Source organism: Parabacteroides sp. PH5-46 (assembly GCF_029892785.1).
Classification (GTDB): Bacteria; Bacteroidota; Bacteroidia; order Bacteroidales; family Tannerellaceae; genus DFXE01.
In genome coordinates, this window is the sequence record NZ_JARXXA010000026.1 from 25,294 (window position 1) to 37,575 (window position 12,282).

General features: G+C 37.2%; 14 protein-coding genes. 8 read left to right on the plus strand and 6 right to left on the minus strand.

Annotated features, from left to right (window positions below; translation table 11 throughout):
* Nucleotides 1-62: 62 nt before the first annotated feature.
* The 3 genes from M2470_RS17760 (at nucleotide 63) to M2470_RS17770 (ending at nucleotide 3,834) form a co-directional block, all read left to right on the plus strand.
* Nucleotides 63-1,385: an ATP-binding protein gene (locus M2470_RS17760; protein WP_280746365.1), complete on the plus strand. Its 1,323-nt coding sequence runs from the start codon at nucleotides 63-65 to the stop codon at nucleotides 1,383-1,385.
* Nucleotides 1,386-1,483: 98 nt separating this feature from the next.
* Complete coding sequence (locus M2470_RS17765) at nucleotides 1,484-2,950, plus strand: hypothetical protein (RefSeq protein ID WP_280746364.1); 1,467 nt, start codon at nucleotides 1,484-1,486, stop codon at nucleotides 2,948-2,950.
* A 2-nt stretch (nucleotides 2,951-2,952) separates the two neighbouring features.
* Nucleotides 2,953-3,834 (plus strand): DNA adenine methylase, encoded by an 882-nt coding sequence (locus M2470_RS17770; protein ID WP_280746363.1) that lies wholly within the window; start codon nucleotides 2,953-2,955, stop codon nucleotides 3,832-3,834.
* Nucleotides 3,835-3,992: 158 nt separating this feature from the next.
* Here the strand turns inward: M2470_RS17770 and M2470_RS17775 are convergent, their stop codons facing one another.
* The 6 genes from M2470_RS17775 to M2470_RS17800 all read right to left on the minus strand — a co-directional run bounded on the left by M2470_RS17775 (nucleotide 3,993) and on the right by M2470_RS17800 (nucleotide 8,983).
* The gene (locus M2470_RS17775; protein ID WP_280746362.1) at nucleotides 3,993-4,958 is read right to left on the minus strand and encodes a DUF5712 family protein; all 966 of its coding nucleotides are present in this window, start codon (nucleotides 4,956-4,958) and stop codon (nucleotides 3,993-3,995) included.
* A 3-nt stretch (nucleotides 4,959-4,961) separates the two neighbouring features.
* Nucleotides 4,962-5,546, minus strand: a complete 585-nt coding sequence (locus M2470_RS17780; protein WP_280746361.1) for a BfmA/BtgA family mobilization protein — start codon at nucleotides 5,544-5,546, stop codon at nucleotides 4,962-4,964.
* Nucleotides 5,547-5,851: 305 nt separating this feature from the next.
* Nucleotides 5,852-6,196, minus strand: a complete 345-nt coding sequence (locus M2470_RS17785; RefSeq protein ID WP_280746360.1) for a helix-turn-helix domain-containing protein — start codon at nucleotides 6,194-6,196, stop codon at nucleotides 5,852-5,854.
* A 341-nt stretch (nucleotides 6,197-6,537) separates the two neighbouring features.
* Entirely contained in the window at nucleotides 6,538-7,044 is a 507-nt protein-coding gene (locus M2470_RS17790; protein ID WP_280746359.1) for a RidA family protein, read from the minus strand.
* The gene (locus M2470_RS17795; RefSeq protein ID WP_280746358.1) at nucleotides 7,014-7,601 is read right to left on the minus strand and encodes a flavin reductase; all 588 of its coding nucleotides are present in this window, start codon (nucleotides 7,599-7,601) and stop codon (nucleotides 7,014-7,016) included. The genes M2470_RS17790 and M2470_RS17795 overlap by 31 nt, the downstream gene beginning before the upstream one ends.
* 545 nt (nucleotides 7,602-8,146) lie before the next feature.
* The gene (locus M2470_RS17800) at nucleotides 8,147-8,983 is read right to left on the minus strand and encodes an AraC family transcriptional regulator (RefSeq protein ID WP_280746357.1); all 837 of its coding nucleotides are present in this window, start codon (nucleotides 8,981-8,983) and stop codon (nucleotides 8,147-8,149) included.
* 157 nt (nucleotides 8,984-9,140) lie between these two features.
* On the opposite strand from M2470_RS17800, the gene M2470_RS17805 reads away from it, so the two are divergent.
* The 5 genes from M2470_RS17805 (at nucleotide 9,141) to M2470_RS17825 (ending at nucleotide 12,030) form a co-directional block, all read left to right on the plus strand.
* Entirely contained in the window at nucleotides 9,141-9,740 is a 600-nt protein-coding gene (locus M2470_RS17805; RefSeq protein WP_280746356.1) for a flavin reductase, read from the plus strand.
* Nucleotides 9,737-10,315, plus strand: a complete 579-nt coding sequence (locus tag M2470_RS17810; RefSeq protein ID WP_280746355.1) for a PepSY-associated TM helix domain-containing protein — start codon at nucleotides 9,737-9,739, stop codon at nucleotides 10,313-10,315. The genes M2470_RS17805 and M2470_RS17810 overlap by 4 nt, the downstream gene beginning before the upstream one ends.
* 23 nt (nucleotides 10,316-10,338) lie before the next feature.
* On the plus strand, nucleotides 10,339-11,259 hold the full coding sequence (locus M2470_RS17815) for a DMT family transporter (RefSeq protein WP_280746354.1): 921 nt from the start codon (nucleotides 10,339-10,341) through the stop codon (nucleotides 11,257-11,259).
* Between the two features lie 122 nt (nucleotides 11,260-11,381).
* A complete protein-coding gene (locus tag M2470_RS17820; RefSeq protein WP_348524229.1) occupies nucleotides 11,382-11,651 on the plus strand; it encodes a hypothetical protein in 270 nt (89 codons plus the stop codon).
* A gap of 115 nt (nucleotides 11,652-11,766) precedes the next feature.
* A complete protein-coding gene (locus M2470_RS17825) occupies nucleotides 11,767-12,030 on the plus strand; it encodes an RteC domain-containing protein (protein WP_280746352.1) in 264 nt (87 codons plus the stop codon).
* Nucleotides 12,031-12,282: the final 252 nt, after the last annotated feature.

Genomic DNA, 12,282 nt, shown 5'->3' on the forward strand with positions numbered 1-12,282 from the left:
ATTTTTGATTATCTTTGTAACCGCCGTAACAGTTGCGGTCGTAACGAAAAAGAATAGAGAGGATGAAGTTTTATAACAGAACAAGCGAATTGGCAGAACTGCAACGAATACAAAATTTATCGTTCAGTGACCATTCCCGCCTAACAGTAGTAACTGGAAGACGAAGGATCGGTAAAACAAGTCTTATCATGAAGTCGGTTGAAGGTCTCCCGACTGTCTATCTATTTGTTGGTCGCAAAAGCGAAGCAACGCTCTGTTCGGAGTTTATCCCAATCATCAGTCAATTGCTTGATACTTTCGTTCCTTCGGAAATCCGTACATTCAGGTCTTTATTCCAATATTTAATGGAATTGGCTTCGCAAAAATCGTTTAATTTGATTATTGACGAATTTCAGGAATTCTATAACATTAATGAATCGGTATATAGCGATATGCAGAATATATGGGATAGCTATCGGAAGAAATCCAAAATGAATTTGATTGTATCCGGCTCTATCTATTCATTAATGCAGAAAATATTCCAAAACAATAAAGAACCTCTATTCGGAAGAGCCGACAATATCATTAAACTATCAGCTTTTGATTTGACCACGCTAAAAGAAATTATGCGTGACTACAATCCCAGCTACACCAATGATGACTTACTTGCTCTCTATACCTTTACTGGTGGAGTTCCCAAATATGTAGAGTTATTTTGCGATAACATTACATTGAACATAGATGAAATGATTTCATTCATGGTTCGGGAAAACTCGCCCTTTACCGATGAAGGAAAAAATCTGTTGATAGAAGAGTTTGGGAAAAACTACGCTACTTACTTCTCTATTCTAAGTGCCATTTCGGGCGGTATTAATACCCAACCTGAAATAGAAACAGCATTAGGAAATAAAAGCATCGGCGGTCAAATCAAACGATTGATTGAGGATTATAATATCATTATCCGTCAACGCCCCATATTGGCAAAAGAAGGAAGTCAAGCTGTACGATACGAAATACAGGATAACTTTATTCGTTTTTGGTTCAACTATTTTGACCGTCATCGTTCGTTGATAGAGATAAAGAACTTTATTGGGTTGCAGGCTATCATCAAATCCGACTATCCGACTTATTCTGGCATTATGTTGGAACGATATTTCAAACAACAATTTTCCGAAAGTTTCCAATATCGAGATATCGGTTCATGGTGGGAGTCTAAAGGCAATCAGAATGAAATAGATATTGTTGCCCTGAAATTGGAGAAAAACCAAGCAGTAGCAGCCGAAGTAAAACGGCAAAAGAAGAACTTCAAGCCAGAACTATTGGCAACAAAGGTGGAACATCTTAAAAATAAGCTGTTGCCTAAGTATCAGATTGAGATGGTTTGTTTGTCGTTGGAGGATATGTGATAGATTTTATAGTATCTGAATATCACAATAATAACTAATGGGTATAGCCTAAATAGGAATTAATATGTATTTGTATATCAATATAATGTAATAAAATTATGCCGGACGCAAAATATATCGATATTAAAGATTTATATCTTGACCTCAAAAACCCTCGTACAGTTCCTCAAGAAAGTGAGGAAAAAGCTATTGAGACAATGATTTCCATTAAACCGGATAGGTTTAATGCAGTTATGGAAAGTATTCTTGATGATGGATATCTCACAACTGAAAGTATCATAGTGCTGAATAATGGGCATTATGTTGTCAAAGAAGGAAATAGGAGAATTGCGATATTGAAATTAATACATGGTATATACGATAAGAAGAACTATGCTATACCTTCAAATCTTCAAAATAGAATTGATAGCTTAACTCCAGAGTGGTTAGCAGCTAATCGAAGCATACCCTGCGGAGTTTATAGTACGGGAGAGACTGATTTGGTTGATAAAATAGTCAATCTAACTCACGCCAAAGGTGAAAAGGCAAGTAGGGATCCTTGGACATCAGTAGCTAAGGCCAGACATAATAGGGATGTTAAAGGTGGCACTGAATTGGGTTTGGATTTATTGGAAAAATACTTGAAAGACGGCAAGAACATTAATCAGTCTCAGAAAGAGAGATGGAGCGGAGATTACCCTCTTACCGTATTAGATGAAGCATTAAGGAAAATTTACGAGCGGACGGAGTTCGTATCTGTAAGTGATTTAGTTAAAGCCTATCCGAAGATTGAGCATCGATTGGCATTGGAAGAAATACTACTGGATGTTGGGCAAGAGAGAATTGGATATAAGCAAATACGAGATAAGGATGTTGATTTTCTTATACATTATGACCTTATTCCTAAAGCAGGCACCCCGAAAGTAGGTGAAACACCTACTTCTGACAACACTCCTACTGGGAAAGACGACTTCCCGACAGACGGAGCATCTACACCACAGCAGCCAAATTCATCCCCAGGTACAAATCCGACTTCTTCAAAAAATGAAAGTAAAGCAAAAGCAATGCCAGATGAACCTGCTGCGTCAACTCCATCACAGCCTGAAAAGACTAAATCATCCCAATTAGGCACACCCAAATATGTCAAGGGAGTTTTGAGGAAGTTTAACCCCAAAGGAAACAGGCAAAAGGTAGTGGCTATAAAGGTTGAAATGTGCGTGTTGGATATTCAGAAAACCCCCATGGCTTTCTGTTTTTTGCTTAGGAGTGCTTTTGAAATATCAGCTAAAGCATACGCAAATGACAATAGTATTAGCATCGAAAAAACGAATAAAAAAGGTGATACTCAGAGTAAGACTTTAGCTGAGTTGTTGCGAGAGATTGTTGATCATTTGACGAACAACGGGAAAAATAAGGGTATGCAAAAAGAACTGCATGGAGCATTAACTGAGATTACTAAATCTGATGGCATTTTATCAGTTACCTCCATGAATCAGTTAGTACATGGAACAACATTTTCAATCCCTGCTGGCGATATTTGCACTATATTTGGAAACATCTTTCCACTGTTGGAAGCAATGAATTAATTATGGGAATTCATAAAACACCTTTAAGGTATCCGGGGGGGAAGCAAAAACTAACCCCTTTTATCAGAGAAATTCTACAACAAAATGACATTAAAGGGCATTATGTGGAGCCGTATGCCGGGGGAGCCGGAGTTGCAATAGAATTATTATTAAACGAAGACGTACAGCACATACACCTAAACGATTCAGATTTAGGAATATATGCATTTTGGCACTCAGTTCTGAATGAGAACGAAAAACTTTGTCGAGAAATATTAGTAGCTTCGCTTACTGTTGAGGTGTGGAAAAAGCATAAAGAAGTTGTAAAGAAGCCACAAAACCATAGCCTCTTTGAGTTGGGATTTAGTACGTTCTTTTTAAATCGCTGCAATCGTTCAGGTGTTATCTCGGCCGGAGTTATTGGCGGTTTAAACCAAGAGGGCAATTATAAGATAGACGCTCGTTTTTCTCGCAATGATTTGATTAGACGTATTGAGTTAATTGGTCGGTATAAAGACCGCATTACGATAACTAATATGGATGCCGAGTGCTATATAAACGAGTATCTACCACAACTACCTACCGACAGTCTTATTTACTTAGACCCACCATATTACAACAAAGCAAAGGCCTTGTATCTAAATGCTTACAATAAAAACGATCACGCTCGTTTAGCCCAAACTATCCAAAGTAAAATAGCCCATAATTGGGTACTTTCTTATGATGGCGTACCTCAAATAGTTGATCTTTATTCAGATAGGCGCTATTTTCTATACAACTTGCAATATTCAGCTGCTAAATCCTATAAAGGCCAAGAAGTTTTTATCTTTTGTGATCAAATAATTCTACCTCATAGATGTTCCCTATCTAATGTCAATGAGGGTTTACAAACACTTATGATCTAATTGCATAAATCAAGGCTTCTTTATCAGCCCGACATCAGTAGAAGTTATTCTCGTGCTGTTGGTTATTCCCGCGGGCTTCCGCCCCTCCAAACGGCTGGGAAGCCATGAGCGGGAAATAACCGACATAGGTGCGGGAAATAACTTCGGAAACAATTGTACTACCGCCTGTGACCTCGCTTCGGCTTCTTCTTTATTTTCTTTTTCATCGGAATTTGCTCCTCCTCTTTATTGACATCAGGAGTAAGCAAGCCCAATGCAGAGGATAAACCCAAATCAGGAAGATTGACAGATTGCTTATCTTCATTCTTATTTTCCTGATTTACAGATTGTATATTTGAAAGGTTGTCGTCTTGTTTATATGCAACCTTGTTTTCAGTCAATTCTTCCCGCTTATCTGCATACAAGCCTGTTTGCATATCTGTATTTTTTCTTTCATCGGCAATTTGTCTCTCCTGCATATTGACTTGCTCGGAGATACTGCCGTTCTTCATCGTGTTGTAGTATTCAAAGGATTCGGTTAGTTCCCGTTTGTAACCGAATAACCTGTCAAATCCTTGCTCTGCCTGTTGGAACAGGTTTTTTCTGTCAAAACCTCCCTTAACAATTCCTTTCTGGGTGCTCTTGTGGTTGGTTAGCGGAGATAGTTTTTTCTTATTGGTCTGGTCTTTTCTGCTTACAATCAAATGACAGTGCATATTCAGTTCATTGTTTGACCTGTCCCGACTGAAATGTATCTTGCCGTAGAATTTTATATCTTCTGCCGATAAACCTTTATTGAAATTCTTAGCATATTCAGGAATAACCACTTCACGGATATACCGTTTCATGGCTTCGGCTTGTTCCTGTTCGGTATTTCCCATTGCCCGAAGTTCTTTTTCTGACGGGCTGACATGGATAGCGTAAAACTTGGCATCCGTTTTTAGTAGCTGACCGATATTACTGTCTATATCTTTTACAACCTGTGACTTATAGATATTATCGTCTGTCAGATTGAAAAAGCCCTCTGTATAGATTCCTTGCTCCATGCGTTCCATGTCCTCATGCTCCAAATAATTACATAGCTTTCTGCTACTGCCTGCGTTATTATATGTGCCTTTGGACGGTGGCGGGAAATCTATATTCATGGGTTACTCGTTTATCAGGTCGTTAATCTCGGTTCTTAGGTTCTCTTTTCGTTTGCCGTCCATTACTCCGCAGGTTGCCAGTTCCGAATAAAGGGAAATCAGTTGCAGAAATTTCTTATTTTCTCTTTGCTGTATTTGAGAAAGAGAGTTTATTTGTTTGGCTTGGTTGTTAATCACTCCGGCATGTTGGTTGAATGCTTCGCTTACCTTTTTCAGAACATTGTCCTGCAATTCCCGTGAACTACCTATTTCCGAAGACACCAATTCGCTTAGTTCTGTTACCACCTTTTCAAACCGGACAGTAATCGCATGGCTTGTTCGTATCATCGGATTTAGTTTTTCTTCTTCATAGTGCCGGATGAAACGGATTATATCATCCTGCCGTTTGTTAATCTTGGCAAGTTCCGACTTTACCGACTCGGGAGTATCGGCAGGATTGATATGTGCTTTCTCTAAATACTGAAATGCCAATTTCACTATTTCTCCCTTTTTGAGCGAATAACGTTTACAGATTTTTGCCACCAGATTTGCCGTTTCTTTATCTATGGAAATGGTGGTAAATATGGTTTTTCGATTGCTGTTTTGCATAAGTAATTACTATTTTATGGAAAATGCAAGATTCAAATGCCTGATAATTAGCCATAAACACAAACAGCTAATTGAAGGTGTAATTACAGCGTGTTTGGATAACACGCTAAAGCCGAAGGCTTTGTCCCGCAGGGCAAGAGGAAGAACAGGACAAAGTCCAGTTCCCTCTTGCTTAATTTAGCAAAACAAACAGAGCCGGTAGGCGAGGTTGTTTCTGCTAAATGCGGAGCCATTACTTGAAGGCGTGAACTAAAAACAAGCCTTCATCATTTGCCTTATTCTGCTTAAAACATAAAAAGGCAGAGTCATTCATCTTTTTCATCACTATTATCTGTTGGATGCTTCTTTTCAAACTGCTGGTAGGTTTGAAAATCCATATGCTCACGAACAAAAGCGCGGACATCTTTTACTCGGTAATAGGTCTTATGAGCTATCATAAAGAAAGGCAGTTTTTTACTGGAACGATACCGCTGGAGCGTACGATACGACACTTTTAGGAGAAATGCTAAATCTTGGTTATCGAGTAGCTTTTCATCAGGGTCAAATACTTCTTTGGTATTGATGAGCGATTTCAGGTCTTGACCTATATCGTTCAACTTCTTGGATAGCTTTTCCATCCATTTTTCAAAATCTTCATTGTTTATATACATGATTTGCTTCGTTTTACAAATTAACACTTCTTATTTTCAATGCATTGATGAAGCAAAGGACGGAAGAACGGAGAAGCAGAAAAAGGGGAGTAGCTAACTACTCCCCCGAAAGTCTCTCGCAACATCCTTGTATTTAATGGGTTGCAAAACGGTTATTTTTCATCTTGTCAATTCTTATGAAACATCAGATAATAGACTGATTAACCTCTCTCTCTTGAAAATTCATCCATAGCATAAATTTAATTTGTTAATAATTGGTTTCTATGTTTAGAAAATCCTTATATGCTAAATGAATTTTAATACATAAAAATACCTCAAATAAAAACTTGTAGTTGTAATAATTATTCTATTTCGAAAATAGCCTGTATCTCAACAGAAGAATTAACAGGTAGTGATGATGCTCCTATTGTGGCTCTTGCATGCTTCCCCTTTTCTCCGAATATTTCAACAGTTAAGTCGGATGCTGTATTCATTAACTCTGCGTGCCTGTGAAAATCATCTGTAGTATTGAATATGCCTGTTAACTGTACACAACGCTTTACACGATTTAAATCTCCGGAAACAGCATTATTTAGCACTGCCAAAACGTTGAGCATTGTTATTTTTGTTGCTTCCTTTACTTGTTTCTCATTTAATTCAAGGCCTAATTTTCCGGCATTCACGATATTGCCTTCTTTTAAAGCTATTTGATTAATAAAAACTAAATTTCCAGAACGCATATAAGGTTCATAATTACCGGCTGGTTGTGGAGCGGTAGGCAATACAATTTTTTTATCTTGCAGTACTATATTAATATCTGTAGCATTATTCTTTGAAATTATTTTTCTTGAGAATATTCTTTCAACCATATATTAGTTATTTCTGAAATGAATAGTTGATGCTTAGCTGTCTCATTATTATATGATTTTTCCAAGATTTCATCCTTGTAATACTCCGTTAAATTGGCATAATCAAGTTCTTGTTCGAACATTTTTCTGCATTCAATGATCATGCGCGCTTCTCTAAAACTCATCAACCCATCTGGTGTGTCTATTGGCGTAAGACCTGCTTCTTTCACTTTATCTGCATCGCGTCCAGATTTAGTACCGCATACCCTTAAGGCTCCCCTGTATTGCTCGGTAAAAAGGCTAAGTGTAAAATATTCTTCACGCTGTAGAAATTGATAGGTATAGCGCGTGTCACGGATAAAAATAAATGCAGAAGGTCGCTCCCAAATATAACCGATAGCACCCCAACTGGCAGTCATTGTGTTGTGAGAATTCTTATTGCCCGCTGTTACAAGCATCCACTGCTGGTCAATAAGTTCTTTAACATTGTCTGGGAGCTGTGATGCATCAATTCTGTTGTACCTAGCTTCCCAACTGTTGGAAATAGTATTTTCCTGTTTTTGATTCGTTGTATTCATTGTTCTTTTATTGTTATTAGTACATTACGAAATGGCTAAAGCCATTGTTAATAAGGATTACAAAATTTTTGTTTCCACCTGTTTCCCATTAAAATACTGTTTGCAAAAATAAAGACTAAAGTTGTGAATACACTTGTATAGTTACTATATTATTTTGTATATTTATGACATTGGAAAATGCAGTCAGTCTAAATCTCAAAAGGTTGTAGATGTTGTTGAAGCAGAATATTCCTGTAAATTACATACACAAGACCATTTTGAAATTATTTATATACACTACGGAAATGGAGTGTATGTATTTAATGAGTTAACTGTACCCTATGAGGAAGGAGACCTATTTTTACTCGCTTCTGGAGATAATAGGCATTGCATTCCTTTTCCTTTTTGCCAAATACAACCAAAATTTTCACGAAAGGTAGGATGTAACAAAAGAAAAAAATCTCGCAAGATATAGAAGCCCATTCCCATAAACTGAAATTTATGGAGAAGATGTAAAATAAAAGAGGGTGAATTCTTACTTGTGCTAATTTAAAATTCACCCTCTTTTATTCTTTTACGGCATAGTTTCTCGGATTTATCCTCTCGTGCTTCTTAAAGAACTTAGATAAATGACTTACGTCTGTAAAGCCAAACTCGTCTGCTATTTGCTTAAGTTTTACCTCTTTAGTCTGTAATCGCTGCTTAACCAGTTGTAGCAACAGTTTTTCCAGATACTCACGGTAGCTTGTCCCGAAGTTGCGTTTGAAATAGCTACTGAAATAAGCCGGAGAGATATTGAAATGTTTAGCAACCGACTTTATTCCAATCAATTCTCGGTTATAAATATTCTCCTGAATATAGGCTGCAATATGAGCGTTAGTAGGAGTTTGTTTCTTAACCTCAATACTTCTGGCTTTCAAATATTCCTTTATCATTCCGAAAATGGAAAGTATTTGATAGTAAATAATGGGGGAGCGGGCAACATCTATCGTTGAATTATAAAGGATGATATTCTCGAATGTATTTTTAAGTATCGTCTGGCAAGGCTCTTTTACAGTTATCTTATCTTGTTTTAGCCATTGTATCTGCATGATAGCTGTCGGCGTGATTTCATAGGAAACATTCTTGGCAGAGTGGCTGTGAAATTCAAAATAACCCGGAGTAAACTTGATATAAGTAAATCGGGTTACACTATGCACAGTAAAATAATGGCGGTCGCCCGGAGCAAGCAGAAACAAATCACCCTTTTCATAAGGTACTGTTGCTTCGTTGAATATATGAACACCGCTACCGTAATGAATGTAAATGACCTCAAAATGGTCTTGTACATGTAATTCACAGGAATATTCTTCCTCGATTACATCTACAATTTTCAATGTTTCTAATTGGCTACATCTTCTCATAACGCAAATATACAAAATAATGTAATATCTATACAAGTAATATGGTTCTCACGTGCTGTATCTTTGTAAACAGTTAAAGCTTTAATTAATTTATAACATAATGAGAATAAGAGTATTATTTCCAGTAATCGCTGTGGCGATATTAATGACATCTTGTATGAACAACCGCAATAAAGAAAAAAAGGATGAAAGCAGTCGGCAAATTGAGAATACCACCGCTTCAAACGATTGGCAATCGCAGTATGACCGCATAGAGGCATCTGACCTACCAGACAATGTATTTAATTTGATTGGCAAACAATGGATGCTTGTTACAGCAGGTAACAAAAAAAAATATAACACAATGACTGCCAGTTGGGGTGGTTTTACTTATGTTTGGGAAAGACCTGCTACTATCGCTTACATACGAGACAATCGTTATACCTATGGATTCCTGCAACAGGAAGAAAGTTTCACGCTTAGTTTCTTTACAGAACAATATCGTGGAGCACTCCGAATATGTGGAACAAAATCAGGCCGTGATACGGATAAGGTTAAAGAAGCCGGATTGACACCGATAGAAACCCCAGCGGGATTGATTAGTTTCGGTGAAGCCCGAATGATAATAGAATGTAAGAAAATATTGGTTCAAGAACTCGACTACGCTAACCTGACAGAGCCTTACAAGGCTAAAATTATGGAAGAGTCTTATAACAAAGAACCCGCAAAGCATCAGTTGTTTATTTCTGAAATAACTAATATATGGCTGAAAAAATGAGAACGAAGCGCACTTTAGGCACTAAATTTCGCAAGTATTGTAGAAGTATTCACTCCCACTTGTCGTTTTTCTTTGTGGGAGTGATTCTCATTTATGCCGTATCGGGTATTACAATGAATCACTTAAAAGACTTCAATCCGCAGTATATGATTACGGTTAAAAACTATACAACGCAAGGCTCTTTCCCTCGTACACACAATTATAGTGAAACAGAAATCCGTACAATGCTCGAAAAAGTAGGTGAACAGGACAATTATATAAAACATTTCTATCCTAATGATTCGGCTATGAAAGTATTTTTGAAAAGCGGCTCGTCTTTTACGTTGAATATCCGAACCGGAGAAGTCAATTATGAGGGTTTGAAAAAACGTCCGGTTTTTCATCAACTATCATTCTTGCATTATAATCCGGGTAAGTGGTGGACATATTTCTCGGATATATTCGCTGTTTGTCTGGTTCTTATTTGCTTGACAGGATTGTTCATGAATAAAGGCAAGCGGGGATTGATTGGGATTGGCGGAATGGAGATGATTATCGGAATAGTCATACCAGTATTGTTCCTGCTATTTATGTAATTCAAAAAAATATGATATAATTTATGAGCCCTAAATTTAAAGGATTAATATTCGGTATCATTGCCGCTATAGCTTATGGGAGTAACCCACTTTTCTCTTTGCCTCTTTATGCCGAGGGTATGACACCCGATTCCGTCCTTTTTTATCGGTTTGGAATAGGCAGTTTATTATTTGGAATTGTCCTGCGGCTAAAAGGTGAATCGCTTAAAATCAAAAAGAAAGAGATTTTACCATTATTTATATTGGGGGTGCTATTCGCTCTCTCATCACTCTTGCTTTTCAAAAGCTTCTTATATATGGATGCAGGTGTAGCATCAACCATACTATTCATTTATCCGGTATTGGTAGCTGTTGTCATGGCTGTTTTCTTCAAAGAAAAAGCATCATGGCTCACGTATGGTTGTATAGCACTTGCCTTAATAGGTATTGTTCTACTGTACAAAGGGGACGATAACACTACATTAAACACCACAGGGATGATACTGGTTGCATTATCAGCTCTCATGTATGCAATCTATATCGTTGCAGTAGAGCATTCGGCAGTAAGTGCGATGTCGCCCGGTAAAATGACATTCTGGATTATCCTATTTGGGACTTCCGTATTTATTGTAAGCACAGGGTTTATGACAGGGTTGCAGTCAATACCACCGACTATGAGCGGGTGGATAAACATACTTGGAGTGGCGATAGTGCCGACTATCATCTCAATCATGTTTATCAATATTTCGATAAAATATATTGGAGCGACCTATGCGGCTATAATAGGAGCATTAGATCCTGTAACAGCCTTGTTAATAGGTGTTTTAGTATTTTATGAAGCCTTTACTTTCCGTATAGCAATGGGAGCATTTCTGATTGTGATTGCTGTAACATTGGTGGTTTCAGGAAATACGATTATTGCAGGTTTCAAAAGAAGGGTAACTACAAAATGGTCTAAAGGTTAATTTCTAATAAATTAAGAAACGTATTAAAACAAAAATAGAATTATAGAAAATGTTTAACTGTCATTCAGCATAAAAAAAGGCTTCGGTCTGATTATTAATATTAACAACTTTAATTTATGCTCATGAATGAATTATTGAAAACGAAGTTGTTCAATCTGTTGGTTGAACCTTCACAAGAGAGTGCGAACCAAGAAATGAAAAGTGCCTATGAGAGTTTTATGGAACAGTTAAGAAAAATTGTCAGCCAACCCGAAACAGACTATTCAGAAGTCTTTCGGATGCTGAATATTACTCGTATTGAGTTAGTATCCATAAAAACACTTCATCAGTACGGGCAGGGGGAAAAATGCCCTGAAACTTGCCTATATCCAAAGAGCATTAGCCTCTGTTGATTCAGAATTAGAACTACTAAATCTCAAAATTCGTTATCCCGAACAGTTCCAACAGTCCAAGCAAGCAACGTTAACATTTCAATCCGACCTATATATTCTCCCCAAGTCGAAAGATTTGGGAATTGTAGCTTTAGGGGAGATTGTAATAGCCCTTTTCTTCTCAAAGAAAGTATTTCAACGGAACGGAAAACCCGCACACCTGAACCAAATCGCAAATGCTTTTGAACGGATTTTTAATTGTAGTTTCGGCAGTATCTACGACCAACAAGAAAAGGTATTCGACCGTAAACCGTTTAATCGGACGAAAGCCCTCGACTTCCTGCGCAATCTCATAATCCGAAAGGATAAAGAGGGCAGAAATAAACAAGATGAAAAATAACCGTTTTGTAACATGTTAAATACAAGTGTGTTAAAAATTTCGGGAGGGGAGTAGTTAACTACTCCTCTTTTTCTATTTCTTCATTCTGCCGTCCTTTGCTTTGTCAATGCATTGGACATAAGAAGTATTTATCAAAAAATGAGGTAAATCATGTATATAAATAGTCACCCCTTAAAAAGCGGCTTTAAGTTTTTCACTTAATAAAATTGTCTGTATCCGTAAAATGATATAGGCAATTTTTTGTTTGTATTT